At 63.2% G+C, this 25,066-nt stretch carries 25 protein-coding genes and 1 pseudogene; 11 read left to right on the forward strand and 15 right to left on the reverse strand.

What is annotated here, in order from left to right; genetic code table 11:
* Positions 1 to 18: 18 nt before the first annotated feature.
* Complete coding sequence (locus tag J3A71_RS12475) at positions 19 to 930, reverse strand: LysR family transcriptional regulator (RefSeq protein ID WP_096426235.1); 912 nt, start codon at positions 928 to 930, stop codon at positions 19 to 21.
* 94 nt (positions 931 to 1,024) lie between these two features.
* Here J3A71_RS12475 and J3A71_RS12480 point away from each other — a divergent pair, with 94 nt between their 5' ends.
* On the forward strand, positions 1,025 to 2,260 hold the full coding sequence (locus tag J3A71_RS12480; RefSeq protein WP_096426234.1) for an MFS transporter: 1,236 nt from the start codon (positions 1,025 to 1,027) through the stop codon (positions 2,258 to 2,260).
* Between the two features lie 193 nt (positions 2,261 to 2,453).
* On the opposite strand, the gene J3A71_RS12485 is transcribed toward J3A71_RS12480, so the two are convergent.
* Complete coding sequence (locus J3A71_RS12485) at positions 2,454 to 2,591, reverse strand: hypothetical protein (RefSeq protein ID WP_157754405.1); 138 nt, start codon at positions 2,589 to 2,591, stop codon at positions 2,454 to 2,456.
* A 106-nt stretch (positions 2,592 to 2,697) separates the two neighbouring features.
* Positions 2,698 to 3,321 carry a glutathione S-transferase gene (locus J3A71_RS12490; protein WP_016487689.1) on the reverse strand — a complete coding sequence of 208 codons (624 nt, stop codon included), beginning with the start codon at positions 3,319 to 3,321 and terminating at the stop codon, positions 2,698 to 2,700.
* A gap of 199 nt (positions 3,322 to 3,520) precedes the next feature.
* Here J3A71_RS12490 and J3A71_RS12495 point away from each other — a divergent pair, with 199 nt between their 5' ends.
* The 6 genes from J3A71_RS12495 to J3A71_RS12520 all read left to right on the forward strand — a co-directional run bounded on the left by J3A71_RS12495 (position 3,521) and on the right by J3A71_RS12520 (position 7,744).
* A complete protein-coding gene (locus J3A71_RS12495; protein WP_016487688.1) occupies positions 3,521 to 3,820 on the forward strand; it encodes a DUF3077 domain-containing protein in 300 nt (99 codons plus the stop codon).
* Between the two features lie 79 nt (positions 3,821 to 3,899).
* Positions 3,900 to 4,622, forward strand: a complete 723-nt coding sequence (locus J3A71_RS12500; protein WP_096426233.1) for a hypothetical protein — start codon at positions 3,900 to 3,902, stop codon at positions 4,620 to 4,622.
* A gap of 292 nt (positions 4,623 to 4,914) precedes the next feature.
* On the forward strand, positions 4,915 to 5,835 hold the full coding sequence (locus J3A71_RS12505) for a LysR family transcriptional regulator (protein ID WP_060517273.1): 921 nt from the start codon (positions 4,915 to 4,917) through the stop codon (positions 5,833 to 5,835).
* 143 nt (positions 5,836 to 5,978) lie between these two features.
* Entirely contained in the window at positions 5,979 to 6,755 is a 777-nt protein-coding gene (locus J3A71_RS12510; protein WP_095115508.1) for an SDR family oxidoreductase, read from the forward strand.
* 105 nt (positions 6,756 to 6,860) lie between these two features.
* Positions 6,861 to 7,310: an MbcA/ParS/Xre antitoxin family protein gene (locus tag J3A71_RS12515; protein ID WP_016487684.1), complete on the forward strand. Its 450-nt coding sequence runs from the start codon at positions 6,861 to 6,863 to the stop codon at positions 7,308 to 7,310.
* On the forward strand, positions 7,307 to 7,744 hold the full coding sequence (locus J3A71_RS12520; RefSeq protein WP_016487683.1) for an RES family NAD+ phosphorylase: 438 nt from the start codon (positions 7,307 to 7,309) through the stop codon (positions 7,742 to 7,744). The genes J3A71_RS12515 and J3A71_RS12520 overlap by 4 nt, the downstream gene beginning before the upstream one ends.
* 7 nt (positions 7,745 to 7,751) lie before the next feature.
* Here the strand turns inward: J3A71_RS12520 and J3A71_RS12525 are convergent, their stop codons facing one another.
* Together J3A71_RS12525 and J3A71_RS12530 are read right to left on the reverse strand one after the other, a co-directional pair.
* Complete coding sequence (locus J3A71_RS12525; protein ID WP_016487682.1) at positions 7,752 to 8,906, reverse strand: aminotransferase class V-fold PLP-dependent enzyme; 1,155 nt, start codon at positions 8,904 to 8,906, stop codon at positions 7,752 to 7,754.
* A 193-nt stretch (positions 8,907 to 9,099) separates the two neighbouring features.
* On the reverse strand, positions 9,100 to 10,026 hold the full coding sequence (locus J3A71_RS12530) for a LysR family transcriptional regulator (RefSeq protein ID WP_060517277.1): 927 nt from the start codon (positions 10,024 to 10,026) through the stop codon (positions 9,100 to 9,102).
* Positions 10,027 to 10,165: 139 nt separating this feature from the next.
* On the opposite strand from J3A71_RS12530, the gene J3A71_RS12535 reads away from it, so the two are divergent.
* The 3 genes and pseudogenes from J3A71_RS12535 to J3A71_RS12545 all read left to right on the forward strand — a co-directional run bounded on the left by J3A71_RS12535 (position 10,166) and on the right by J3A71_RS12545 (position 12,549).
* The gene (locus J3A71_RS12535; protein WP_096426232.1) at positions 10,166 to 11,395 is read left to right on the forward strand and encodes an acyl-CoA dehydrogenase; all 1,230 of its coding nucleotides are present in this window, start codon (positions 10,166 to 10,168) and stop codon (positions 11,393 to 11,395) included.
* 82 nt (positions 11,396 to 11,477) lie between these two features.
* Positions 11,478 to 12,164, forward strand: a pseudogene (locus J3A71_RS12540) (hypothetical protein); the annotation flags it as partial.
* Positions 12,157 to 12,549 carry a hypothetical protein gene (locus J3A71_RS12545; protein ID WP_031311787.1) on the forward strand — a complete coding sequence of 131 codons (393 nt, stop codon included), beginning with the start codon at positions 12,157 to 12,159 and terminating at the stop codon, positions 12,547 to 12,549. The pseudogene J3A71_RS12540 and the gene J3A71_RS12545, both read left to right, overlap by 8 nt.
* Before the next feature lie 5 nt (positions 12,550 to 12,554).
* Here the strand turns inward: J3A71_RS12545 and J3A71_RS12550 are convergent, their stop codons facing one another.
* The 7 genes from J3A71_RS12550 to ribBA form a co-directional block, all read right to left on the reverse strand.
* Positions 12,555 to 13,619, reverse strand: a complete 1,065-nt coding sequence (locus J3A71_RS12550) for a TerC family protein (protein WP_070086374.1) — start codon at positions 13,617 to 13,619, stop codon at positions 12,555 to 12,557.
* A gap of 165 nt (positions 13,620 to 13,784) precedes the next feature.
* Positions 13,785 to 15,092 carry a phosphate ABC transporter substrate-binding/OmpA family protein gene (locus J3A71_RS12555; protein ID WP_095115504.1) on the reverse strand — a complete coding sequence of 436 codons (1,308 nt, stop codon included), beginning with the start codon at positions 15,090 to 15,092 and terminating at the stop codon, positions 13,785 to 13,787.
* Positions 15,093 to 15,203: 111 nt separating this feature from the next.
* Complete coding sequence (locus J3A71_RS12560; RefSeq protein ID WP_096426230.1) at positions 15,204 to 16,352, reverse strand: ABC transporter ATP-binding protein; 1,149 nt, start codon at positions 16,350 to 16,352, stop codon at positions 15,204 to 15,206.
* A 19-nt stretch (positions 16,353 to 16,371) separates the two neighbouring features.
* Entirely contained in the window at positions 16,372 to 17,181 is an 810-nt protein-coding gene (locus tag J3A71_RS12565) for an ABC transporter permease (protein ID WP_016499074.1), read from the reverse strand.
* Between the two features lie 6 nt (positions 17,182 to 17,187).
* Entirely contained in the window at positions 17,188 to 18,105 is a 918-nt protein-coding gene (locus J3A71_RS12570; RefSeq protein WP_016487673.1) for an ABC transporter permease, read from the reverse strand.
* A complete protein-coding gene (locus J3A71_RS12575; protein ID WP_016487672.1) occupies positions 18,102 to 19,127 on the reverse strand; it encodes an ABC transporter substrate-binding protein in 1,026 nt (341 codons plus the stop codon). The genes J3A71_RS12570 and J3A71_RS12575 overlap by 4 nt, the downstream gene beginning before the upstream one ends.
* Before the next feature lie 373 nt (positions 19,128 to 19,500).
* Positions 19,501 to 20,622 carry a bifunctional 3,4-dihydroxy-2-butanone-4-phosphate synthase/GTP cyclohydrolase II gene (gene ribBA / locus J3A71_RS12580; protein WP_096426229.1) on the reverse strand — a complete coding sequence of 374 codons (1,122 nt, stop codon included), beginning with the start codon at positions 20,620 to 20,622 and terminating at the stop codon, positions 19,501 to 19,503.
* A 78-nt stretch (positions 20,623 to 20,700) separates the two neighbouring features.
* Between ribBA and J3A71_RS12585 the strand changes: the two genes are divergently transcribed.
* On the forward strand, positions 20,701 to 20,994 hold the full coding sequence (locus tag J3A71_RS12585; protein WP_096426228.1) for a DUF1330 domain-containing protein: 294 nt from the start codon (positions 20,701 to 20,703) through the stop codon (positions 20,992 to 20,994).
* Between the two features lie 252 nt (positions 20,995 to 21,246).
* Here the strand turns inward: J3A71_RS12585 and J3A71_RS12590 are convergent, their stop codons facing one another.
* The 3 genes from J3A71_RS12590 to J3A71_RS12600 are packed head-to-tail and all read right to left on the reverse strand — an operon-like array spanning position 21,247 to position 25,061.
* Positions 21,247 to 21,852, reverse strand: coding sequence for a sarcosine oxidase (locus tag J3A71_RS12590; RefSeq protein WP_095115502.1), 606 nt, complete (start codon positions 21,850 to 21,852; stop codon positions 21,247 to 21,249).
* Between the two features lie 3 nt (positions 21,853 to 21,855).
* The gene (locus J3A71_RS12595) at positions 21,856 to 24,759 is read right to left on the reverse strand and encodes a 2Fe-2S iron-sulfur cluster-binding protein (protein ID WP_096426227.1); all 2,904 of its coding nucleotides are present in this window, start codon (positions 24,757 to 24,759) and stop codon (positions 21,856 to 21,858) included.
* Positions 24,756 to 25,061 carry a sarcosine oxidase subunit delta gene (locus tag J3A71_RS12600; RefSeq protein ID WP_016487667.1) on the reverse strand — a complete coding sequence of 102 codons (306 nt, stop codon included), beginning with the start codon at positions 25,059 to 25,061 and terminating at the stop codon, positions 24,756 to 24,758. The genes J3A71_RS12595 and J3A71_RS12600 overlap by 4 nt, the downstream gene beginning before the upstream one ends.
* Positions 25,062 to 25,066 lie beyond the last annotated feature (5 nt).

Genomic DNA, 25,066 nt, shown 5'->3' on the forward strand with positions numbered 1-25,066 from the left:
CGTAGCCCGGAAGACGTTCTACAAGGGGGTGCGCAGGCCGCCCGACAAGTGCTCTATCAGAAAATCCACGAACACCCGGACCCGCGCCGGCATGGCCGGCCCGCCAACGAACACCGCATGGATCGGCTCGCGGTCGTCAGGGTTGTACGCCTCCAGCAATGGCACCAGCCGCCCGCTGGCCAAGTCATCGACCACCGTGAAGGTACCGATGCGTGCCACGCCGGCACCAAGCCTGGCCAGTTGCGCCAAGGCTTCGCCGCTGCTGCATTCGATATTCCCCGTCACCTTCAACGAGAACGCCTGCCCGTCGCGGCGGAACGGCCAGTCGGGCGCCGCGCGGCGGAAATTGAAGCGCAGGCAGTTGTGCCGGGCCAAGTCTTCAGGCTCAAGCGGGGTACCGCAGCGTTGCAGGTATTCGGGTGAGGCGACCACCACCTGGCCGGTTTCGCCAATGGCGCGGGCGCTCAACGAGCTGTCCGGCAGGTGCCCGAAGCGTAATGCCACGTCGGCCTGGCCACCGAGAATGTCGGCCACTTCGTCACTGAGGGTAAGGTCAACCAGCACTTGCGGATAGCGGGCGCTGAAGGCCGCCAGCAGCGGCACTACGGTCAACCGGGCGTGGCCCAGTGCGGCGCTCACCCGCAAGCGCCCGCGCGGCACCCCCTGGTCGGTGATGGCTTCTTCCACTTCGAGCATGTCGGCCAGCACCCGCCGTGCACCGCGCAGGTACGCCTCACCCTCGGGAGTGAGGGTGATTGCCCGTGTGGTGCGCAGCAGCAGGCGGGTGCCCAGGCGCTGTTCGGTGCGGGCGAGGATACGGCTGACCGCAGAAGGCGTCAGGTTCAGTGCCCGCGCGGCAGCCGACAAGCTGCCTTCTTGCGCCACCCTGGCAAATATCTCCATCTCGCCGGATCTTCCACTGAAGTCCATTTGTGCCTCGTGCGCAAAGGTGGTTAGCAAAAAAGCAGTCTAGTGCGCTTTTGAAACAGATCGTAGCATTTGCGGCATAGATAAGGAGCTTGCCATGCGTATCAATCCACCTCTTGTCGCACTCGCCATCGGTGCCTTTGGCATCGGTGTCACCGAGTTCGCCCCCATGGGCATGTTGCCCAGTATCGCCACTGACCTTGGCGTTTCCATCCCTGCTGCCGGGCTGCTGGTCAGCGCCTATGCCATCGGCGTGCTGATCGGCGCACCGCTGATGACCCTGGCCACGGTGAAGATCCCGCGGCGTTATCTGCTGATCGGGCTGATGGCCATTTTCACACTGGGCAACCTGATGTCGGCCCTGGCCAGCGACTACGCCAGCCTGTTGGTGGCCCGCGTTGTCACCTCACTGAACCACGGTGCTTTCTTCGGCATCGGCTCGATTGTCGCAGCCAGCGTGGTACCACCCGAGAAGCGTGCCGGGGCGGTGGCGGCGATGTTCATGGGCTTGACCCTGGCCACCATCGGCGGCGTGCCGCTGGCGACCTGGTTCGGTGAAATGCTGGGCTGGCGCACAGCCTTCTGGGGTATCGCCGGGCTTGGCCTGGTGGCGATGACCACCCTCTGGTACGCGCTGCCCAATGTGCCGTCGCCCAAAGGCGACGGGGCCATGGCTGAAATCCGTGTGCTGGGCCGCGGCCCGGTGCCGTCGCCCAAAGGCGACGGGGCCATGGCTGAAATCCGTGTGCTGGGCCGCGGCCCGGTGCTGGCAGCTTTGCTGCTGACGGTGGTGGGTTCCAGTGCGATGTTTACGGTGTTCACCTACATTGCGCCGATCCTGCAGAGTGAGGCGGCCGCATCCACCACGTTCGTGACAGCCATGCTGGTGTTGTTCGGTGTTGGCCTGACCTTGGGCAATGTGTGGGGGGGCAAGGCGGCAGACCGCTCGATCGACCGTACCCTGATCCTGTCGTTGGCGTTGTTGATTGCCGTGCTGCTGGTGTTCCCGCTGGTGCTCGACTGGCCGCTGCCGACAGCCGTGGCGATTCTGCTCTGGGGCGCGGCCAGTTTTGCCTTGGTGCCGCCGTTGCAGATGCGCGTGATGGAGGCAGCCAAGGATGCGCCCAACCTGGCCTCGGCGGTGAACATCGGTGCGTTCAACCTGGGCAATGCGATTGGCGCCGCGCTGGGTGGCGCAGTGATCAACGCAGGGCTGGGCTACCCGGCGATTTCCCTGGCGGGCGCCGCGATGGCGGCACTGGGGTTGGTGATGGTGTTGCTGTTTGCCTGGCGTGGGCGGGTGGTGGCAGCGGGGGGGCAGGTTGCGGCGTAACAAACTGAGATCGCCGGGGGCGCTGTGCGCCCCTTTCGCGACACAAGGCCGCGCCTACAGGGAAAATGGGATCTCTTGTAGGCGCGGCCTTGTGTCGCGATGGGCTGCAAAGCAGCCCCAGAATCCAGCAGTGCCGTTGCCGCCACCACGGTGATGCCGTTTTCGGTCTGCTCGCCGAGGCTGGCAGTGCCGGTCACGTTGGTCGGGTCCAGTGCCACAGCACCCAATGGCAGCGGTTGGCCGGGATCAGGCGGTAACCGCCGTCCTGCGGCATGGCTTGCAGGCCGCAGGACCAGTAACTGCTGCAGGGCTTGCTGGCTGAAGCTGCCACGCAGCCCGGCGCTGTATTTGCCGGCCAGGTCACCCGGGGGTAAAGGACTAGTGGTAATGACTCGCAGTATTACCCAATGCCCGGCAGTGAAACCCGTGTTGTACGTTTACGGTGTACCGTTACGGCCGTGCAGGTGATAGGCCGGGCGTTCGCTGAGGCGTTCGTAATAATCGCGCACCGCTGGCAGGTGCGGGTGTTCGAACGGCGTTTCGAACCAGCGGTTGACCGACAGGCCGATAGGGATATCGGCCAGGGTGAACTGGCTGCCGGCCACATACGCACCGGTGCTGGCCAGCTGGTGGTCGAGGATGTGCATGTAGCGAGACCAGTCCGCGCAACCGGCGGCAAGTGCTTGCGGGTCCTGGTGCGCGGGGGAGTGCCTGACCAGTGACATGAATGCGTAGCTCCACGAGCGGTTCAGGTCTGAGGCCTGCCAGTCGATCCACTGGTCGATCCTGGCCCGCGCCTGGGCATCGTCGGGGTAGAACGCGGTGGCACCATAGCGGTTGGCCAGGTAGCGGATGATGCTGTTGGATTCCCACAAGGTGAAGTCGCCATCCTGGATCACCGGGATCATGGCATTGGGGTTCAACGCCAGGAACTCGGCGCTGTCAGTGGCCTTGAAGCCAGAGCCCCAGTCTTCGCGCTCGAATGCAACCTCGAATTCAGCGCAGGCCCACAGCACTTTTCGCACATTGATGGAGGAGGCTCTGCCGAGTATCCGTAGCATGGTGTTCGTCCTGGGGTGGGGGAGGTTGATCGTCCGACACTGCCAGGTGGCGGTCAAGGGCTGATCGGTGGCGGAGGGCACACTTCATGGAGTGCTTGTAGTCCATTTCCGAAAGTGATTGTTACCACCCTGCTGGTCATTGTGGGGGGCAAAGCAGCGTCCTAGTCTGGGCATGCCCGCAACCGCCCGAGGAATGGACATGGACAACGACAACCCGAAAAGCAGCAAGCTCAATGTTGTGCGTGCAGCGAGCCGGTTTGGCAACGCCGATGCCGAACTGGTGCAGATGAAACCGCAGCTGCCGATGAGGACCGCACTGATGGAGGCATCTAGCATCATGGGCTGCATGACTGAAATCACTCGCAAGGCCATCGACAGGCCTGGCGACCGCAAGGTGATGATGCAGGCCACGGTTTACCTGGCGGGCATGGCCAAAGCACTGATCGATGGCCAGCTGCTGCAGATGCGTCAGGCGCGGGAAGGTGAACGCGAACGCTAGTCAAGCTTGCCTGGGGGGCCTTAACTTGGCACCCTTGGGCGGTTTGAATCGTCTGTATCACCACAAAAGGAAGTTCGCATTGAGCTGGGACAAGGTGGGGAAATTCCTCGTAGCCGTGCTTGCGGGCCTGATGGTCCTTTTGGCCGCCTACGTGTTGCTCAGGGGAAACCCGCGTCTGGAGGCGTCACTGACTTATGCCTACCTCACCTATCCCACCCAGTTCAGCGAGCGCATAAGCAAAGCCAGCGGGCAACTCAAGTATGAGCAGTTGCAGGGGCGCATCAACAGCATTGGCCAAGGCGAGCTAAGCCACGATCAGGTCGAGCGGTTGATAGAAATGGCCCAGGCACCCTATGCCCAGCTGTTCGCCAAGCCTTTCGAGGCCGGGCTGGTCGATCACCGTACTGGCTTGCTCATCGAACTACGCAACAGGGGTGATGCGCCAGTACGGGAGGTCAAGGTCCGTCTGCCAGCCAAGGGCCTGGTGCAGGTGCGTGATGCTGCCGGCAACGACACCCTGCTGGAAACCGCCACCGCGCAGGTGGACATCCCGGCCATCGAGCCGGGTGGCACGTGCAAGGTCTGGGTCTATTTCGATGCAGACTATTTGCAGATCCGCCAAGGCGGGGTCAGCATCAGCCACGCCGACGGCGTGGCCAATGTGCAGGTGTACCACGAAGTCATCGGTTTTCCGGCCATGGTGGCGCGCTACAGCCGCGAGTTGATGGTGTTGCTGAGCGTACTGGCGATCAGTGTGCTGGGCCTGGGTTACGCCTGCCTGGCACGGCGTAGACTGCGGTAAGCGCGTTACTCGAACATAAATACCTGATTGGGCGGGGCCCCTGGGGGAGCGGGCAAGCCCGCGAACACCGGCGCAGCCGGTGCCATGCAGCGCGTCGCACTCTTCGCGGGCGCGCCCGCTCCCACAGGATAAAGCGGCGTTTGCCGAAGCCTTGTTCCACGGGCGACAGCGCAGCATAACGGGCTGGTATGCGTGTTCTGCGATCAAGGGTCATTTGCTTGAAACTCAATACTCCCCCGTTGACGACCCTCTATAGTGCTCGGCATTACAAGACCCATGTCGAGCCTGCCTGATGATCCCTTCCCTGGATTCCATTTTTTCTCGCCTGCGCCTGCGCCAGTTGCGCCTGCTGATCGAGCTGGATCGCTGTGGTTCGCTGCACAAGGCTGCCGAAGCCATGGCCATTTCCCAGCCTGGGGCTACCAAGGCGCTGCGCGAGGTGGAGGAGGTGCTGGGGGTACCGTTGTTCCAGCGCCTGCCCAGCGGGCTGGTAGCCAACGACGTGGGCCGTTGCGTGGTGCGCTATGCGCGGCTGATCCACAGCGACCTGGGGCATCTGCGCGAAGAGGTGTTAGGCATCGTCCAGGGCCAGGGCGGGCGCCTGGCGGTGGGCAGCATCATGGGGGCCATGCCGACCCTAATCAGCGCCCTGGGGCGCTTGCGCCGCAAGCAGCCGCAGCTGGCAGTGGAAATTGCCGAGAATACCAGCGCCAACCTGCTCGCCCAGCTGGACGAGGGGCGCCTGGACCTGGCGATCTGCCGGCCGGGGCTGGGCCGCAACGCCACAGACTATGCCTTTGTCGAACTGGCCCAGGAGCCATTGGTAGTGGTCGCGCACCCGCAACACCCGCTTGCCGGGGCAGCGTCACTGCATATCAGCGACTTGAGCCATTACCGCTGGGTGGTCTACCCGGCGAACATGCCCATGCGCCAGGCGCTGGAGCGCGAGTTGAGCGAGGCAGGGGTGGAGGTGCCCCGTTATCCGCTGGAAACCTTTTCAACCTTCGCTACTTTCATGCTGCTGGAAGATGACCCGACGCTGGTGGCGGTCATTCCCAGTGCTGTGGCGACTTTTGCCGAGCAGCGCGGGTTACTGGTGTCGCTGGCGGTGCAGCTACGGGCCTTGAGCGAGCCGTTCGGCATCGTGCACCGTGTGGCGACGCCGCTAGCGCCAGCGGCGCGGTTGCTGGTAGAGGAATTGACGGCCGATTGAAACTTGTTGACGCCAGCCCTTCAGCCTGTTGCTGGCGGGGATAAATGCCGGTTATTGGTGGATCAGCTCTTTTCATTATCGGCGGCCCTGTCCTGTGCTCTAGATTACCCCCCTGAAACCCTACTGCATCAAGGACCAACACAATGGATCTAGGCATTACCGGCCGCTGGGCCATCGTCTGCGCGGCCAGCCAAGGCTTGGGCAAAGGCTGCGCCGAGGCGCTTGGCAAAGAAGGCGTGAACCTGGTCATCAATGCCCGCACCCAAGCCACCCTGGTACAGACCGCCAGCGAGTTGCGTGCGGCCTGCCCGGGCATCGAGGTGCTTACCGTGGCCGGCGATGTTGCTGATGCCCAGGTGCGCCAGGCGCTGTTGGCGGCCTGCCCGCAGGTCGACATCCTGGTCAACAACGCCGGTGGCCCGCCACCGGGGGACTTCCGTGACTGGGGGCGTGACGACTGGCTGAAGGCGCTGGACGCCAACATGCTCACCCCCATCGAGCTGATCAAGGCAGTTGTCGACGGCATGGCCGAGCGGGGCTTCGGGCGGGTAGTGAATATCACCTCAGGCGCGGTGAAGGCGCCGATCGACATGCTTGGTCTGTCCAACGGCGCCCGCAGTGGCCTGACCGGTTTCATTGCCGGCCTGGCCCGGCAGCAGCGCCTGGCGGGCAGCAATGTGACACTGAACAACCTGCTGCCTGGGGCGTTCGACACCGCGCGCTTGCAAAAAACGTTGCAGGCGGCGGGTGGCGATGTGCAAGCCACTGCCCAGGCCAGGCGCAAGGCCATCCCGGCGGCGCGCTTTGGCGATGCCGGGGAGTTTGGCGCGTACTGTGCGTTCCTGTGCAGTGCGCATGCCGGCTATATCACCGGGCAGAACCTGCTGATCGATGGCGGGGCTTATCCGGGTACCTTCTGAAAGGTGCGGGGGCGCAGTGCCCCTACAACCAAGGGGCCAGTCAAACTGGCAATGATCCGGTGAATACCGCATACTTGTCGGCAAACGCCGAAACAGGAGTATGCCATGCTTGCCGAAGTGCTTCGTGACAACGGTTACCACGAGTACCGGGCGCGCCTGCAGGCGCTGCTGGAAATACCCGAACTTGCCAGTGACTTCGAAATCCACACCCGGATCACCCACGGTTTTGCCGCTACCTGGCTGGTGAAGCTGACCGAGCGCGGTGTGTTCACGCCGGTGGAGCGGGACCAGATCATTCCCCTGCGCACCCTGAAAACCCGTATCGAGCGGGACCAGCCGCTGACCGTGGAAGAGAGTGATCGGCTGTTCCGTTCGGCCCACATCACCGCCATGGCCGAAGCCGTGTTTGGCGAGGCGGACAAGGCCAAGCGCTGGCTGTCCAAGCCCAAGGAACGTTTTTCGGGGCTGACGCCGATGCAGATGCTCACAACCCAGCAAGGCACCACTCAGGTCGAAGAGATGCTGCTGCAGATTGCCGAGGGTTTTGGCCTGTGATTTTGTGGCGTATCAGCGCCTATGCAGATTTGAGCGGCACTGGGGGGCTGCGTGTTAGCGGACGCTGGCACCAGGCGGGCCGGCCCGTGGTGTATGCCGCCACCAGCCCTTCCGGGGCGATGCTCGAGGTGCTTGTGCACCTGGAGATCGACCCAGAGGATTTTCCTACCACCATGCGCCTGATCCGTATCGAATTGCCTGATACGGTTTCACAGGCGCAGTTGCCCGCCTTGCAGCCCGGCTGGTCCGCTCAGCCTGAGTTGACCCGGGCGCTGGGCAATCGCTTTCTGGATGACTGCTCGGCTCTACTGCTGCCCGTGCCGAGCGCGATCATGCCCAGCACCATCAACTACCTGTTCAACCCACGGCACGCGCAGGCACAGCGTGCGAAAATCCAGGTCGAGGATTTTACCCCGGACAGCCGCTTGTTCTAGCGTGTGTTCACCACAGTGCAGCCGATGCCGTCGTCAGCACCCGGCCAAACACTGCGAGCGCCTGGTCCACTTGCGCCTCGGTCGTGAATCGGCCGATGCTCAAGCGCACACTGTTGCGCGCCTGACGCTCGTCCAGCCCCAGTGCCAGCAGCACATGGGAGGCGGCGTTACTCGCCGAGTTGCAGGCCGAAGTGGTCGACAAGGCCAGCTCGCTGGCCAGGGCCGCGCTGTTGAAGCCCTTGCTGTCGATGCACAGGTTCAGGGTGTGGGGGATGCGTTGGCTGGCGCTGCCGTTGAGGGTGACGCCGGGTAAAGCCAGCAGGCCCTCGCGCAGGCGCGTGGCCAGTTGCTCAAGGCGCTGGTGCTCGCTGTCACCTGGTTCGCCGGCCAAGGCAAAGGCGCTGCCCATGCCCGCGATCTGATGGGTTGCCAGGGTGCCGGAACGCAGGCCCTGCTCATGGCCGCCGCCATGCATCTGCGCGCGCATCAGCGTACGGGCGCGTGGGCCGACATAGAGCGCGCCGATCCCTTTTGGCCCGTAAACCTTGTGCGCCGAAAATGACATCATGTCCACGGCCACCGCCTTCAGGTCGATGGCCAGCTTGCCTACGGCCTGTGCGGCGTCCACGTGCAGGAGGGCACCGTGGTCACGCACCTGTTGGCCGATGGCGGCAAAATCGGTAACCGTGCCCAGCTCGTTGTTGACCGCCATCAGCGACACCAGGCGGGTATCGGCGCGCAACGCTGCCTGCACGCTTGCAGGCTGGATCAGGCCGGCAGCATCCGGCGCCAGGCGGGTGACGGCCCAGCCTTGGCGTTCAAGTTCGGCCGCGGTGTCGAGCACGGCTTTGTGCTCTAGCTGACTGGTGATCAGGTGCCCGGGCTGGTCGATGCCTTGGGCAATGCCTTTGAGTGCCAGGTTGTTGGACTCGGTCGCGCCCGAGGTCCAGACCAGGTTGTCGGCTTGCGCGCCGACGCGCTCGGCCACCTGCTGGCGAGCGTGCTCCACGGCCTGTCGCGCGGCCTGGCCGTAGGCATGGCCACTGGACGCCGGGTTGCCGAAGTTGGCCTCGCTGCCAAGGCAGGCAAGCATGGTTTCGATGACCCGGTCGTCGACGGGGGTGGTGGCGGCGTAATCGAAATAAAGAGGGGCGCTAGGCATTCGGGCGGGTCCATATCTGTCGCCGTGAAATCGGCGATTGTTGGGATAAGCGTACCCGCCATGAAGAAGATAGTTTTCGCTTCCCGCCAATTTTTTCTGAATCTCTGTAATATAAATTTCTCCCCTGTGAACTTTTTGGAGAATATTTTTCTACAGTCGAGCAGAGCTGAGGCGCCGCCGCTCGCAGGCGTCTTCAGGCGGGCTGTGGGGCTTTCTCTTCCTCGGCTACCACGCGTTCGCACAATTCGGTGATCTGCTCGCGCATCCAGCGGTTGGCCGGGTCCTGGTCGGTGCTTTCATGCCAGTACAGGTGCGTTTCCAGTGCCGGCACCTCCACTGGCAGTGGCTGGTAACGCAACTGGTGGCGACGGGCGAAGCGCTCGGGGACGGTCATCGCCATGTCGGTCTGCTGCAACACCTGCGAGGCCATCAGGTAGTGCTGCGAACGCAGGGCGACCTTGCGTTGTACACCCATCTTGCCCAGCGCCAGGTCGACGTAACCCAGGCCGTTGCGGCGGCTGGAAATATGGATGTGGGTCATGCTCAGGTAGCTGTCGAGGGTCAGCTTGCTGTCAGCCAGCGGGTGGCCTTGGCGCAGGGCGCACACATAGCGGTCTTGCATCAGTTTGATGTGGCGCACCTGCGGGTCGGTGTTCAGGGGCGCGTCAATGGCGAAGTCCAGGCGGCCGGCGGCGAGCTCCTTGGTGGTCTCGCGGCGCTTGCACAGGAAGCTTTCGATCAGCACCGCAGGCGCCAGACGGCGCAGGCGCTGGAACAGCGGCGGCAGGATGACCGCTTCGGTCAGGTCGGTCATGCTGATGCGGAAGGTCTTGTTGGCCTGCTGCGGGTTGAAGATGCGGCTTTCCTGCACCGAGGTACGCAGCAGTGCCAAAGCGTTGCGCACCGGGCCGATGATGTTCTGCGCCATCGGCGTGGGCACCATGCCTTGTGCAGTGCGCACAAACAGCGGGTCGTTGAAGGTTTCGCGCAGCCGCGAAAGGGCATTGGACACCGCTGGCTGGGTAATGCCGACAATCTGCCCGGCGCGGGTCAGGTTGGCTTCGGTGTAGATCGCATCGAACACGATGAACAGGTTGAGGTCGACCTTGCTGAGGTTCATGGGCGCCGCTCTTTGTTGGAATTATTGGCCGATCATATATCGGTTATGAATGTTTATACACGCGGAAAATAGACTAGGTGGATGGGGCTGCGCTGCTCTAGGCTCTGCCCATGTACTCCGAACCGTGAAGGTAGCCCCGATGGATTTCGCCTATTCGCCCAAGGTCCAGGCACTGCGCGAGCGCGTTACTGCGTTCATGGACGCCTACGTGTACCCCGCCGAAGCCGTGTTCGAGCGCCAGGTTGCCGAGGGCGACCGCTGGCAGCCCACGGCAATCATGGAAGAACTCAAGGCCAAGGCCCGCGCCGAAGGGCTGTGGAACCTGTTCTTGCCCGAATCGGAATACGGCGCCGGCCTGAGCAACCTGGAATACGCCCCACTGGCGGAAATCATGGGCCGCTCGCTGCTCGGGCCAGAACCGTTCAACTGCTCGGCGCCGGACACCGGCAACATGGAAGTGCTGGTGCGTTATGGCAGCGAAGCGCAGAAACGCCAGTGGCTGGAGCCGCTGTTACGCGGCGAGATCCGCTCGGCGTTTGCCATGACTGAGCCGGACGTGGCCTCCTCGGACGCGACCAACATGGCAGCCACTGCCGTGCGTGACGGTGACGAATGGGTCATCAATGGCCGCAAGTGGTGGACCTCCGGCGCCTGCGACCCGCGCTGCAAGGTCATGATTTACATGGGCCTGTCCGACCCTGAAGGGCCACGCCACCAGCAGCATTCGATGGTGCTGGTGCCCACCGATGCGCCGGGCGTGAAGATCGTCCGCCCGTTACCGGTGTTCGGCTATGACGATGCCCCTCATGGCCATGCCGAAGTGCTTTTCGAGAACGTGCGGGTGCCTTATGAAAACGTGCTGCTCGGTGAGGGGCGCGGCTTTGAGATTGCCCAAGGGCGCCTTGGCCCTGGCCGTATCCACCACTGCATGCGCTCGATCGGCATGGCCGAGCGTGCGCTGGAGCTGATGTGTAAACGTTCGGTGGAACGTACTGCATTTGGTCGGCCACTGGCACGGCTGGGCGGCAACGTCGACAAGATCGCCGACTCACGCATGGAAATCGACATGGCCCGGCTGCTGACGCTGAAAGCGGCATACATGATGGACACCGTGGGCAACAAGGTGGCCCGCAGCGAGATCGCGCAGATCAAGGTGGTGGCGCCGAACGTGGCGTTGAAGGTGATCGACCGGGCGATTCAGATTCACGGTGGGGCAGGGGTGAGTGGCGATTTCCCGCTGGCTTACATGTACGCCATGCAGCGCACCCTGCGCCTGGCCGACGGGCCGGATGAAGTGCACCGGGCGGCGATTGGCAAATATGAAATTGGCAAGTATGTGCCGGTGGAGCTGTTGCGTAGCGGGCGCTGAGTCAGCGGCCTGCACCGGCCTCTTCGCGGGTGAACCCGCTCCCACAGTGATCGCGCAAACTCCCGCAATGTGTAGGAAGTATCTGACCATGGGCGTCGGCAAGGACATGCTCGATCAAGGTTTGAAACAGGTCAGTCATACATTGACCAGTATCGAGCAGTTGCACCAGCGAGAGTTCATGCGCCATGGCCACTTGAACAGCCCAGCGTTTTTCGCTGAACGGCGCCGACTTTTGCAGCAGCTAGATGGACAGTTGAAAACGGCATTTCTGAACAAGCAGTTGAACCTTGGGAACTATGAGCGCTTGAGGAGGAGCTTGAATATTTCGACCAAGAGTCTTGTGCATCATTGGTCCAAGGCCGGTGGTCCGGGGCAGATTCCGGGGTACGCGACGCATCTGGATAAGGTTGCCAAGCTTAGCAAGCATCTCTCCTGCGGTGGATACGCTGCGGTTGGGCTAGGAGGGACTTCGTCCTACTTGAAAGTACGTGAGGTATGTCAAGCTGGAGAAACCGAAGCTTGTAAAAAGGTCAGACTGACCGAGACAGGAGGTTTTGCTGTTGGAACCGCCGGAGCTATGCTTGGCTCCTCAGGAGCAGTCCTCGTATCCGGAACAGTATGTGCCGTTGTTACTATGGGCTCTGCAGGTCTGGCCGGGCCAGTGTGCGGCATAGTGCTGGTGGGTGCCAGCGGTATGGCTGGGGGAGTGCTGGGCGGCAAGCTCGGTGAGTCGGTAGGCGAGGTTATCTACGAGGCGACCAGTGATTGATATTACTGGCTGGCAACCACTTGCCAAATTGGTAATTCTACTAAGTCCTTTTGTTATCGGTATACCTGGGCTAGCTCTTAGTGTTGTCGCGACGTTGACGAAAGATTATGGCGTCGCCTGCTCGGCCATCACGAGCAATCCCTACTTCGAAAGCATTAAGCGTGTATGGGGTTCTGGATCATTTGAGTGGCGCTGGCTGACCCTTTGTACGGTAAGTGGACTAGTTGCATTTCCGTGGTTAGCGCTGCGTATGGGGCAACTGGATGCTGGCGAGTTGAATGCCTTTCCGCAGAAGCTGAAGCGTAAGTTGAAGGTTGCTGCGTGGCTAAGCATGACTGGATTCATCTGGATGGTAGTTGTATGGGCATTATTTAAAATCAAGTAGCCGTATCAGATCCGCATCTGCGGGTCTTCGTCTTTCGGGCTGACTGGACAATCGGCATTTGAAGACTGCTCAGGCGAATGATCCGCGATCGCCGGGTTCTCCCCCCGCGTCTTGACCAACGAAACCACCACCCCACCCAGCAACAACCCGAACGTCACCCCCAACGACAGCAGTGCTGGCACCTTGCCCACCATGCCGTGATAGAAAATCTTGCAACCAATAAAGATAAGCACCAGCGCCAACGCATACTTGAGGTATACAAACCGGTGCATCAACGCCGACAGCGCGAAGTACAACGATCGCAGCCCAAGAATGGCGAAGATGTTCGAGGTGTAGACAATGAATGGATCCTGGGTGATGGCGAAAATCGCGGGCACGCTGTCGACTGCAAACACCAGGTCGGCCAGTTCGATCAGCACCAGCGCCAGAAACAACGGGGTGGCGTAGCGCAGCGCCTTGCTGTGCCCGGGCGGGGTCTGGCGCACGAAGAAGTGCGAGCCGTGGATCTGGTCGGTGACCCGCATGTGCCGGCGCACGAACTTGAGTATCGGGTTGTTGGCCAGGTCAGGGTGGCTGTCTTCTTTCGAAAGCGCCATCTTCACCCCGGTAAACAACAGGAAAGCACCGAAGAGATACAGCACCCAGGCAAAGTTCTGCACCAGCGCGGCGCCTACACCAATCATGATCGCCCGCAGGAATACCACCCCCAGGATGCCCCAGAACAGCACGCGATGCTGGTAACGGCGGGGAATGGCGAAGTAGCTGAAAATCATCGCCATGACAAAGACATTGTCCATCGACAGCGATTGCTCGACCAGGAAACCGGTGTAGAACTCCAGCGCCGATTGCGCGCCCAGCTGGTACCAGACCCCGACGCCGAACAAGACGCCAACGCTGAAGTAGCCCGAGTACAGCAGCAGGCTTTCGCGCATTTCGATTTCCCGGTCGTGGCGGTGCAGCACGCCCAGGTCGAGCACCAGCAAACCGATGACGATGGCAATGAACACCAGCCACAACCAGGTGCTGGTACCGAGTACGGGGGTGGTGAGGAATGCTTGCAGAGCTGTCATGAGCCCCTCCTTGAATGTCGACGTTGCATGGCAACAGTGATCCGACATGGCGGCTTGGCAGCCGTCAGAGGGGCCCGGTATCACATGACTTTGAGCCTAGACCCGATTGCAGGAGATACCGAATGGGGAGCTGTTACATTTCTTTGCCAGGGCCCCTGCATCAATTCAGTACACCCACACCTCAACCCGCCGATTGCGCAGTCGCCCTTGCTCCAGCTCATTGCCGGCCACCGGCAGTTCATCGCCCATGCCCGTCACCTCCAGCAACTCCACGCCATCGCGCGCCAGCTCCCGGCGCACTGCCTGGGCCCGAAGGCGCGAGAGCAGGGCGGCGCGGCCAGGCGTTTCCTTGGGGTCGCCAAACCCTACCAGCACCGCTTTGCTCTGCAGCTTGCCAGCCTGGCGCAGGTACTCGGCCACCCGCTGCACATCACGCAGGGCCTTGTTATCGAGGCTGGCGCTGCCTTCCTGAAAGCGGAAGTTCACACTCAGCCGCTGCGCCTGTTGGGCCAAGGTACGGTAGCGCGGCGGCATGTCTGCCTGGGGCACGACTGGCTGGGCCTTGATCTGCTGCGAAACAAAGCCCTGCTGGGCGACGATGGCCTGGCCGGCCGGGCTCTGGGCAAAGTCGGCCAGGGCTCTGGCCTGTGGCTTGGGGTTGGCCGGCAGGTAGAAGTACAGGCGCCGTGACAGCGGGTAATCTTCGCTGGCCACCAGGGCGCGCTCCGGCAGCATGGCCGGTGCGTCGCCTTCGGCTACCGCCAGCACCTTGGCCCCGTGCACCGCAGCCAGGCTGCTGAAGCCGATGGCCTGGCGGTCGGTGGCCACCTGCGCGGCCAGTTCGTCACTGGACTCGTAACGCAGAGCCTTGGCTGACAGCTCGTTGTGCTGGGGCTCCAGCACCAGCGCCTTGAACGTCTCGAAGGTGCCGGAGCGGTCGTCGCGGGCGTACAGGTGAATGGCGCCGCCAGGAATGCCCAATTGCTCCCAGCGTTGGATCTGCCCAGAGAAAATCTGCGCCAGCTGCTGCGTGTTCAATTGTGGTAGCGGGTTGTCGGGGTGGACGATGACCGCGACACCGTCCAGGCCGATCACTTGTTCGGCGCTGGCAGTGCGCAGGTCGCCAAGGGCCCGTAGTAGGCGCACTTCACTGTCGTTGATCGGCCGCGAGGCAGCTGCCAGGTCGGCATCGCCACGGCCGAGGGCGACGAAGCCGGTGCTGGACCCATGAGCGGCGATGTCGATGCGTACGGTTTGCCCCTGTGCGTCGCGCGCGGTTATCACCAACTCGTTGGCGACCTTGCCCGGCTGCTGCTCGACGACTGTGGCCTGCTGCGCGCGCAGTTGCCCTTTTACCAGGGCAGGGAGCAGCGCTGCGCCGATGGTGTTGGAGCCTTGAACGCGCAGGTGTACAGGCTCGGCCAGGGTGGCCAGCGGTAGCAAAGTGAGCAGCAAGACAAACAGGCGGGGCATGCCGGGTGGCCTATGGCATAGAGATGGCCGGCAGATTACGACAGTGGCGTGATGATAATGTGACAGCCGCTAGGGGAGGGCCTTGCCCTCCCTGTGCGGCGAGTGATGGACTCAATGCGCCCCGGCGGATTTGCTCAGGTCACTCTCGGCCCACTCGGTATAGATGCACGCATCGGCTACCGCCCAACGCACCTTCACGCTGTCACCCGGCTGCATCGGCATGCCCGCAGCCGACAGTGCTTTCACCGTCAGCTCGGTGCCCCCTGCAGTCACCACATGGCAGGTCTGGCTTTCACCCAGGAACAGCACTTCGCCCACCTTGGCACTCACCTCGTTCCAGCCCGCCGGCAGTGGTTCGCGGGCGGCCTGTTCGACGGTCAGGGCCAGGGCTTTTTCCGGGCGCACCATGATCAGCGCATCCTGCGCAGCGGCCACGCCCGGGGTCAGGCGGATGGCCACCGACTGGCCTTCGAAGCTGCCTGCGCCGTTGCTGCTGGCTTTGATGCGCAAGAAGTTGGAGTTGCCCAGGAACGAGGCGACAAAGGCATTCGGCGGGTTTTGGTACAGGTCGTAACCGGTGCCCAGGCCGACGATCTTGCCATGGCTGAAGATGGCGATGCGCTGGGACAGGCGCATGGCTTCCTCTTGGTCATGGGTGACGTAGACGATGGTGATACCCAGCCGACGGTGCAACTGGCGCAGCTCGTCCTGCAGGTCTTCGCGCAGCTTCTTGTCCAGTGCGCCGAGCGGTTCGTCCATCAGCAGAATGCGTGGCTCGTACACCAGTGCCCGGGCAATCGCCACGCGCTGCTGTTGCCCGCCGGACATCTGCGACGGCTTGCGGTGGGCGAACTGCTCCAGCTGTACCAGCTTGAGCATGGCGTCGACCCGTTTTTGGGTCTCGCTGGTGCTGAGCTTGCGGATGGCCAGGGGGAACGCGATGTTGTCGCGCACGTTGAGGTGCGGGAACAGCGAGTAACGCTGGAACACCATGCCGATGTCACGTTTGTGCGGCGGTACATTCACCAGCGACTGGCCATCCACCAGAATCTCGCCACTGCTGGGTGTTTCGAAGCCGGCCAGCATCGACAGGGTCGTGGATTTGCCCGAGCCGCTGGACCCGAGGAAGGTCAGGAACTCGCCGTCCTGGATTTCCAGGTCAAGGTTGTCCACGGCGGTGAAGTCACCGTAGTGCTTGTTCAGGCCGCGCAGGCTGACCAGGGTCTTGCCTGGCGCGTTGTCTTTGATCACTGCACTCATTGTTGTTTTCTCCGCGCGCTCAGGCGTTTGTTTCGGTGCGCCGGCGCAAGGCGGCGGCAATGAACATGACAAGCAGCGACAGGCCGATCAGCAGGGTCGATGCCACGGCGATGACCGGGCTGAGGTCCTGGCGCAGAGTGGTCCACATTTTCACCGGCAGGGTCTGCAGGTCGGGGCTGGCCATCATCACGCTCAGCACCACCTCATCCCACGACACCAGGAAGGCGAACAGGCCACCGGCGATCATCCCCGGGCGAATGGCCGGGAAGGTGACCTTGAAAATAGCCTGCAGGCGCGAGGCACCGCAGATCACCGCGGCATCTTCGATCGACTGGTCGAACAGCTTCAGCGAGTTGATGATCGAGATGATGGTGAAGGGCAGGGCGACGATCACGTGGCTGACCACGAAGGCGAACAGCGTGCCGGTGTAGCCGAGCTTGAGAAACAGTGCGTACACCGCCACGGCGATGATCACCAGCGGCACGATCATCGGCATGGTGAACAGGCCGTACAGCAGCTCACGGCCCGGGAAGCGGCCACGCACCAGGGCGAATGCGCTGGGCAGGCCCAGCAGCACGGCGGCGACGGTGGTCAGCACGGCCACCTTGAGGCTGGCCAGCGCGGCGTCCATCCACTCCGGGTTGGAGAAGAACTGGCCGTACCACTTGAAGGTCCAGCCCGGGGGCGGAAATACCAGCCACTGGGACGAGCCGAACGACAGCAACACGATGAACACCACCGGTAGCAGCAGGAAGGCCGCGATGACCCCGGTGGTCAGGTACAGGCCCGTACGCAGCGGGCGGCCCATGGCATTGGGAGACAGGAGCATGGCGGTTTACCTCGCGTTGCCGACCGGGGATTCCGGCTGCAGCTTCAGGTACAGGTAGAAGAGCACCAGGGTGATCGCCACCAGCAATGCCGCAGCGGCGCTGGCCAAGCCCCAGTTGAGGAACGACTGCACCTGCTGGATGATGAATTCGGGCAGCATCATGTTCTGCGCCCCGCCCAGCAGCGCAGGAGTAACGTAGTAGCCCAGCGACATCACGAACACCATCAGCGCCCCGGAGAACAGCCCCGAACGGCACAGCGGCAGGAACACCTTCCAGAAGTTGGTCCACGGGCTGGCGCCGCAGATGGAACCGGCCTGCAGCACCATCGGGTCGATGGCGTGCATGGTGGCCTGCAGCGGCAGCACGATGAACGGGATCATGATGTAGCTCATGCCGATTACCACGCCCGTGAGGTTATGCACCATTTCCAGCGGGGTATCGATGATACCCATGGCCATCAACGCCTTGTTGATCACCCCCGAGCTTTGCAGCAACACCAGCCACGAGTAGGTGCGCGCCAGCAGGCTGGTCCACATCGACAGCAGCACGATGTTCAGCAGCCAGCGGCCCCAGCCCTTGGGCACCAGGGTGATCGCCCAAGCCAGTGGGAAGCCCAGCAGCACGCTGATCAGGGTGACTACGCCAGCTACCGAGAAGGTGTTGAACAGCACCCGTGCGTAGGCTGAGTTGGCAAACAGCTGCTCGTAGTTGCCCAGCCCCGGCGTTGGCTCCAGCACGCCACGCAGCAACAGGCCGACCAGCGGTGCGAAGAAGAACAAGCCAAGGAACAGCAGGGCCGGCAGTAGGTTGCGGCTGCCTTTCCAGCGTTGGCTCAGGCTGGTGCGGCGAGGGGCCGTCCCAGGGGCGCCGGTGCCCGTGGGGGCACCTTGCGCGTTATGCAGGGCGTTGATGGCGACTTTCATTTGACCAACCACTCATTCCAGCGGGCCGCGATGGCCTGACCGTTTTTAGCCCAGTAGGCGAAGTCGAGTGTGACCTGGTCCTGGGCGTAGGCAGTGGGCAGGTTTGGCGCAAGGTCTTTGTCCAGCTTGGCCACGCTGTCGACGTTCACCGGGGCGTAGGCGGTCTTGTTGGCGAACTCGGCCTGGCCTTCGGCGCTGCTGGCGTTGGCCAGGAACTTCATGGCCGCCTCCTTGTTCTTGGCACCTTTGGGGATGACCAGGAAATCGGCCATGACCAGATTCTGCTTCCAGCTCACGCCCACGGGAGCGCCGTCTTGCTGCAGGGCGTAGACACGGCCGTTCCAGAACTGCCCGAGGGAAGCTTCACCCGAAGCCAGCAGCTGCTGCGACTGGGCTCCACCGCCCCACCAGACGATGTCTTTCTTGATGGTGTCGAGCTTCTTGAAGGCGCGGTCCAGGTCCAACGGGTACAGCTTGTCCGGCGCTACGCCGTCGGCCAGCAGGGCCAGTTCAAGCACGCCGGGGCTGGGCCATTTGTACAGGGCGCGTTTGCCAGGGTAGGTCTTGGTGTCGAACAGTGCGGTCCAGTCCACCGGCTTGTTGGCACCGAGCTTGCCTTCGTTGTAGCCCAGTACGAAGGAGAAGAAGAACGAGCCGACGCCGTGGTCGGACACGAAGCGCGGGTCGATCTTGTCGCGCTTGATCTGGTTGAAGTCGAGGGGTTCGAGCAGGCCTTCGCTGGCGGCGCGCAGGGCAAAGTCGGCTTCGACATCCACCACGTCCCATTGCACGTTGCCGCTTTCGACCATGGCCTTGAGCTTGCCGTAGTCGGTGGGGCCGTCCTGCACGACCTTGATGTCGGTGGCTTTGGTGAAGGGTACGGCCCACGCTTCTTTCTGGGCGTCCTGGGTGGTCCCGCCCCAGCTGACGAAGTTGAGGCTGTCAGCGGCTTGGGCGGCTTGACATGCCAGGGTCAGCAGGCTGGCGGACAGCACTGCGGTTACACGTTTGCTCAACAGCATGGTTACGCCCTCGTTGCTTTTGTTATTCGAGGCGGGGCTTGTGGTGCGCCCGCCAACAGTGTTCGGGGAGCAGCTAAAACAAAGTGTCTGGGTGGCCGTTTTTAATTGTAGGTGCCGGCCTGCAGATTTAAGGTCTACGGGATATCATATTATGGTATTCCAAACTTTTGGCAAGGGGTATGAGGCGACCGGCCATCACCCTGCCCTCAGGTTTGGTTGCCGGGGGCGTTGTGGGAGCGGCCTTGTGTCGCGAATGGGCCGCAAAGCGGCCCCAGGATTTCAGAGCTGACCGAAAGATTGCAGGGGCCGCTCTGCGGCCCATTCGCGACACAAGGCCGCTCCCACAAGGCCGGCGTCGCAGGGAGGGCGGAGGTCAGCCCGGCATTACGGGCTCGAACGCAATGCTCTGCACCACCTCCAGCTCATATCCCGCCAGGCCGGCGTACTTCAGCGGTGGCCCCAGGTGACGCAGCTTGCCCACGCCCAGGTCCTGCAGAATCTGCGCCCCGGTGCCCACTTCGGAGTACACCTTCGACTGCCCACGCTGATAAGGCCTTACCGGCTGGGTCAGCTGCGGTACACGCTCCAGCAGCGCCTGGGAGGATTCATGGTTGGCCAGGATCACCACCACGCCAGTACCTTCATCGGCCACCTTCTGCAGCGCTGCCCACAGCGTCCAATTGGGCGGGCCTGCGTATTCGGCACCGACCAGGTCGCGCAGCGGGTCGATCACGTGCACCCGCACCAGCGTCGGTTGCTCGCGACGGATGTCGCCCATGACCATGGCCATGTGCACACCGCCTTCAATGCGGTCCTCATAGGTGACCAGGCGGAAGGTGCCGTGCACGGTCGGCAGCTCGCGCTCGCCGATGCGCTTGATGGTCTGCTCGGTGCTCAGGCGGTAGTGAATGAGGTCGGCGATGGTGCCGATCTTGATGCCATGCCGGGCGGCGAACACTTCAAGGTCAGGGCGGCGGGCCATGGTGCCGTCGTCATTCAGCACTTCAACAATGACCGACGCCGGGCTGAAGCCAGCCAGGCGCGCCAGGTCGCAGCCGGCCTCGGTGTGGCCGGCGCGGGTCAGCACGCCGCCTTCGCGTGCGCGCAGGGGGAAGATGTGGCCGGGTTGTACCAGGTCTTCGGGGCGGGCGGTGGGGGCCATGGCCGCTGCCACGGTGCGCGCCCGGTCGGCGGCGGAAATGCCGGTGGTGACGCCGGTGGCCGCCTCGATCGACACGGTGAACGCCGTGCTGAAAGCGCTGCCGTTGGCCGGTACCATCTGCTCCAGGCCCAGGCGCTGGCAGTGTTCGTCGGTCAGGGTCAGGCAGATCAGGCCACGCGCTTCGCGGGCCATGAAGTTGATGGCCTGGGCGTCGCAACGCTCGGCAGCGATCAGCAGGTCGCCTTCGTTCTCTCGGTCCTCGTCATCCACCAGCAGGACCATCTTGCCTTGCCGGTAGTCCGCTAGAAGTTCCTCGATGGTGTTGAATGCCATGTTGCACGCTCACTGTGGTGGGGTGATTATTATGGTATACCATCATACACAAATATCGTCGTTTCAGGAGAGCAGCGCATGAAGGCCTATTGGATCGCCCACGTGGACGTAACCAACCCCGAGCAATACCAGCAGTACACCCAACGCGCTCCGGCAGCCTTCAAGGCATTCGGCGGCCGCTTCCTGGCACGTGGCGGGCGCAGTGAAGCGATGGAAGGGCGGCTAACCCCGCAGCGTAGCGTGGTGATCGAGTTTGATTCGTACGAGCAGGCCGTGGCGTGTTACCGGTCCGCGCTGTACCAGGAGGCGTGCAGCCATCGCCAGGGGGTGGCGAAGGCTGAAGTGATCATTGTCGAAGGGTTTGAACCCTGATGTTGGGCTGATGGCACTTTCGCGGGTAAACCCGCTTGTGTCTTGGAGAAGGAATAGAATCTGAAGTGAGAGCGGTGAATGGCAAGCTGATAGCCCGAGGTGCCCAGAGCACGTGTGGGAGCAAAAGCTGCCATTCACCGTTCCACTTTGGCGAGAGCCCGAACAGTTGGATGAGGGCCGTAATCTCGAATCACAAGCGTGGGCCAAACGCCGAAAATCGTGCGGCGAACACGCTGCAGGCCTCACCGCGTATCAACCCACCAACGCACCCAGCTCAATCAAACCGCCATCGAATTCATCCATGGCATCCAGCATCGCTGCCCGCATGTACACCCGTGACGCCCGATCAAACAGCAACTGTAATGTTGGACGCTCATCGCTGCCCACATTCACCACAATCACATTGATGCGTGCCACCGAAGTCTGCGCCACCGCCCCGGCCGGAAACGCCTCGGCACGCAAGTCCACTGCGCACAACTTGGCCATCACCGCACTGCCAAGGGCTCCAGACAACTGCAGCCAGGCATGGCTGTCCTGGCGCGGCAGCAAGTAGTTACGCTGGGCATCCTGCACCCACTCGGCCTCTGCGCCAGCCACCCGTGCGCCTTTGTCGGCCAGGCTGCCCAGCAGCAGGTACTCGGTCTGCGACAACCGCGCTACCCAGCCGCCGTCGTCCTGGCGCACGGCCTGGTTCGGCTGCGGCGGCAAACGGTAGCCGCGCTGCTGCAGGTAGGCGGCGGTGTCACCCCCGCGAAACCCGACCCGTGCCACATCGGTCAGGTCGGTCAACGCGCAGGTGTGCCGCCACTCGGCCCGCGGGCTGTGAGGGAGAAACGCTTCGGCTTGCAAACGGGTCATGGCTCAGAGCTCCTGGCGCTGGTTGTCGGGATCGTGGAACGGCAGTTGCACCACCTTGGCCTGCACCATCGCGCCGCCCTGCACGCGGATCGGGATGTGCATGCCTGGGGTGGCCTGGTGGGCACCGGCATAGGCCAGGCCGATGATCTGCCCTACGGTTTGCGAGTATTCGCAGGAAGTGACGTTGCCGCTGATGTCCGGCCCGTCCAGCACCAGGTGCCCCTCCAGTGGTTGCGGGCTGCCCTTCGGCAGGGTGAAACCGACCAGCTTGCGCTTGAGCGGCTGCGCCTCAAGGATTTCGATGGAGCGCTTGCCGACGAAGAACGGCTTCTTGCGGCCGATGGCCCATTGCATGTCGATCTCTGCCGGGTGGGTCATGCCGTCGGTATCCTGGCTGATGATCACATGGCCTTTTTCCAGGCGTAGCAGGCGCTGGGTCTCGACGCCGAAAGGGCGAATATCCAGGCCTGCACCGGCTTGCATCAGTTCGTCCCACAGGCGCTCGGCATGGCGCGCCGGCACATGCACTTCGTAGCCCAGCTCACCGACGAAGCCCACCCGCAGGATGCGTGCGGGGATGCCCGCTACATTGCCCAGGCGTACGCCGAGGTAGGGGAAGGCTTCGGCCGACAGGTCCACGTCAGCGCACACCTTGGCCAGCACCTGGCGTGACAGTGGCCCGGCCAGGTTTACCGCGGCCAGGGCGGCGGTGACGTTGGTGATGTCCACGTCCAGGCGCCACTGCGCGTTCCACTTCAGCATCTGTTGATAGATGCGGTCCACGCCGCTGGTGGTGGCGGTGACATAGAAGTGTTGCTCGCCCAGGCGTGCGCAGACGCCGTCGTCGATCACCACGCCCTGTTCGTTGGTCATCAGCGCGTAGCGGGTGCGGCCGACAGGCAGCTTGGCAAAGCCGAAGGTGTAGACGCGCTCCAGCAGTTCTGCGGCGTCTGGGCCGCGCACGTCCAGGCCGCCCAATGTAGACACGTCGATCAGGCCGACTTTTTCGCGCACATGGCGGGCTTCTTCCTGCATGCAGCGCTCACGTTCCTCGGGCTTGCCGTAGTAGGCCGGGCGTTGCCAGGTGCCGGCAGGCATCATTTTCGCCCCGGCTTGCAAGTGGCGGCGGTGCATTGGCGTTTGCCGGTAAGGGTCGAAGGCACGGCCGGCGACATGCGCCAGCTTTTCTGCCTGGAACGGTGGGCGGGCAGTAGTCACCCCGGTCTCGCTGATGCTGCGGCCGGTCGCCTGCGCTACCAGGCGTGCGGTGGGCAGCGCCGAGTGGCGGCCTTGGGACGGGCCCATGCCGACCGTGGAAAAGCGCTTAACCAACTGCACGTCGCGATAGCCGCTGCGGGTGGCGTTGACGATGTCGCGCACCTGCAGGTCTTCGTCGAAGTCGACGAAATCCTTGCCCTTGGGGTGCGCAAAGATTGGCCAAGGGAAATTGACCTTGGCTTCGGCGCTGAACACCGATTGTGGTGGCGCTTGCAGGCCCAGCGCTGCCACTGCATCGGCAGCCCCGCGCGTGGCATCGGCCAGCACGTTGGTCAGCGCGTGACGGCCGTTCACCGAGCCGGCGATGCCCAACCCGGCTGGCAGGTCGCTGATGGTGAACTCGTCGCGGTTGACGTCATAGGCCAACTTGCCACCGGCCTGGCACAGCAGCTGGTATACCGGCATGTAGCCCGCCGACATGCACAGCAGGTCGCAAGCCAGGCGCAGGCCATGAGGGCCGACCTTGCCCTGGCCGGTGATCGGGCGAATGTCCACGCCGTTCACATGACGCATACCCGCTTCGTGCAGTGCTTCGTACACCGTGCTGCCCAGGTACACGGGGATATCGCGGCGCTTCAGTTCGGCGGCCAGTGCGGCATCGGCCGGCGCAGCGCGCATATCGACCACTGCGGCCACGGCCACGCCTTGCTCCTGCAAGTCGAGGGCGGCCAGATAGCCGTCATCGTGGCCGGTGAGGATCACCGCGCGCTGGCCGGGCTTGACCGCATACAGCTTCATCAGCCGCTGGGCAGCGCTGGTCAGCATCACGCCCGGCAGGTCGTTATTGCGAAACACCACCGGCTGGTCGAACGAACCGGCTGCCACCAGGCAACGGCTGGCACGCACCTTGTACAAGCGTGTGTGCTGGATCACTGGCAAGTAGTTGTCGGTGAACCAGCCGTTGCAGGTGGCATCCAGCAGTACCTGGATGTTCGGGTGGACCTCGATGGCGGCCAACAGCGCCTGGCGCAGGCTGGCGGCGCGGGTGCCGGCGATGTCGAAGCGGGCGTAGGTGAGCGAGCCGCCCAGTACCGGCTGTTGTTCGATGAGCAGCACCTTGGCCCCGGCATTGGCCGCGTCCAGCGCGGCGCGCAGGCCGGCAGGGCCGCCGCCGATGACCGCCACATCGACGAACAGATAGGCTTTGTCGTAGTACTGCGGCTTGAAGCCAAGGTCGAGCACGCCCAGGCCGGCCTTTTTGCGAATCAGCGGTTCCCACACTTTCCACATGCCCTTGGGCTTGTAGAACGAGCGGTAGTAGAAGCCCACCGGCATGAAGCGTGAAAACTTCCCCAGACAGGCGTCGCGGTCATGCTCCAGGCTGCCGTTGAAGTTCTGCCCTGTGACCACCTGGCCCTCGCATGCGGCCTCCAGGTCGGCCAGCACGTTGGGTTCGTCAGGCAACTGCACCAGGGTGTTGGCATCCTGCCCGGCCATGCTCAGCGGGCCGCGTGGGCGATGGTATTTGAACGAACGCGACAGCAGCCAGCGGCCGTTACCGAGCAGGGCGCTGGCAATGGTGTCACCGGCAAAGCCCTGGCAGGCCTGGCCATCGAACTGGAAGCGCAGGGGCCGCTCGCGGTCGATCAGCAGGCCCATGGGCGCAGGGAGGCGGGTGTGGCTGTTCATCCGGCGATCTCCGGTGTGGCAACGGGGGTGAAATCGACACGGCGGTCGAACAGTGCTTTCGGGTCGAAGGTGCGCAGCACCTGGTCACTCACCGTGTGGCGCTCGGCCAGAAACCAGTAGCTGGAGGCGTTGTGCAGCCACCACTCGGTCACCACCCCGGCCAGGTTGTCGCTGTTGAACACGTAGTCTGCCCACTCGGCATCGCTGCAGCGGGCCGGGTCGGGCATGTGCTTGAATTCGCCGCCGTAGGTGAACTCGCTGATGTTGCGCGGGCCGTTCAAGGGGCAGGTCAGGATCTTCATTGGCG

Origin of the sequence: Pseudomonas sp. PvP089 (assembly GCF_017875165.1) — a bacterium.
In the GTDB taxonomy this organism is placed as follows: Bacteria; Pseudomonadota; Gammaproteobacteria; order Pseudomonadales; family Pseudomonadaceae; genus Aquipseudomonas; species Aquipseudomonas fortuita.

Bases quoted from the DNA above. Each gene is read 5' to 3' on its own strand.
- J3A71_RS12550 (WP_070086374.1), bottom strand. From the start codon at position 13,619: ATGACAGCTCTGCAAGCATTCCTCACCACCCCCGTACTCGGTACCAGC.
- J3A71_RS12510 (WP_095115508.1), top strand. From the start codon at position 5,979: ATGGATCTAGGCATTACCGGCCGCTGGGCCATCGTCTGCGCGGCCAGC.
- J3A71_RS12595 (WP_096426227.1), bottom strand. From the start codon at position 24,759: ATGAACAGCCACACCCGCCTCCCTGCGCCCATGGGCCTGCTGATCGAC.
- J3A71_RS12560 (WP_096426230.1), bottom strand. From the start codon at position 16,352: ATGAGTGCAGTGATCAAAGACAACGCGCCAGGCAAGACCCTGGTCAGC.
- J3A71_RS12570 (WP_016487673.1), bottom strand. From the start codon at position 18,105: ATGAAAGTCGCCATCAACGCCCTGCATAACGCGCAAGGTGCCCCCACG.
- J3A71_RS12495 (WP_016487688.1), top strand. From the start codon at position 3,521: ATGGACAACGACAACCCGAAAAGCAGCAAGCTCAATGTTGTGCGTGCA.
- J3A71_RS12475 (WP_096426235.1), bottom strand. From the start codon at position 930: ATGGACTTCAGTGGAAGATCCGGCGAGATGGAGATATTTGCCAGGGTG.
- J3A71_RS12525 (WP_016487682.1), bottom strand. From the start codon at position 8,906: ATGCCTAGCGCCCCTCTTTATTTCGATTACGCCGCCACCACCCCCGTC.
- J3A71_RS12600 (WP_016487667.1), bottom strand. From the start codon at position 25,061: ATGAAGATCCTGACCTGCCCCTTGAACGGCCCGCGCAACATCAGCGAG.
- J3A71_RS12585 (WP_096426228.1), top strand. From the start codon at position 20,701: ATGAAGGCCTATTGGATCGCCCACGTGGACGTAACCAACCCCGAGCAA.
- J3A71_RS12590 (WP_095115502.1), bottom strand. From the start codon at position 21,852: ATGACCCGTTTGCAAGCCGAAGCGTTTCTCCCTCACAGCCCGCGGGCC.
- J3A71_RS12535 (WP_096426232.1), top strand. From the start codon at position 10,166: ATGGATTTCGCCTATTCGCCCAAGGTCCAGGCACTGCGCGAGCGCGTT.
- J3A71_RS12505 (WP_060517273.1), top strand. From the start codon at position 4,915: ATGATCCCTTCCCTGGATTCCATTTTTTCTCGCCTGCGCCTGCGCCAG.
- J3A71_RS12515 (WP_016487684.1), top strand. From the start codon at position 6,861: ATGCTTGCCGAAGTGCTTCGTGACAACGGTTACCACGAGTACCGGGCG.
- J3A71_RS12555 (WP_095115504.1), bottom strand. From the start codon at position 15,092: ATGCCCCGCCTGTTTGTCTTGCTGCTCACTTTGCTACCGCTGGCCACC.
- ribBA (WP_096426229.1), bottom strand. From the start codon at position 20,622: ATGGCATTCAACACCATCGAGGAACTTCTAGCGGACTACCGGCAAGGC.
- J3A71_RS12565 (WP_016499074.1), bottom strand. From the start codon at position 17,181: ATGCTCCTGTCTCCCAATGCCATGGGCCGCCCGCTGCGTACGGGCCTG.
- J3A71_RS12480 (WP_096426234.1), top strand. From the start codon at position 1,025: ATGCGTATCAATCCACCTCTTGTCGCACTCGCCATCGGTGCCTTTGGC.
- J3A71_RS12575 (WP_016487672.1), bottom strand. From the start codon at position 19,127: ATGCTGTTGAGCAAACGTGTAACCGCAGTGCTGTCCGCCAGCCTGCTG.
- J3A71_RS12490 (WP_016487689.1), bottom strand. From the start codon at position 3,321: ATGCTACGGATACTCGGCAGAGCCTCCTCCATCAATGTGCGAAAAGTG.
- J3A71_RS12530 (WP_060517277.1), bottom strand. From the start codon at position 10,026: ATGAACCTCAGCAAGGTCGACCTCAACCTGTTCATCGTGTTCGATGCG.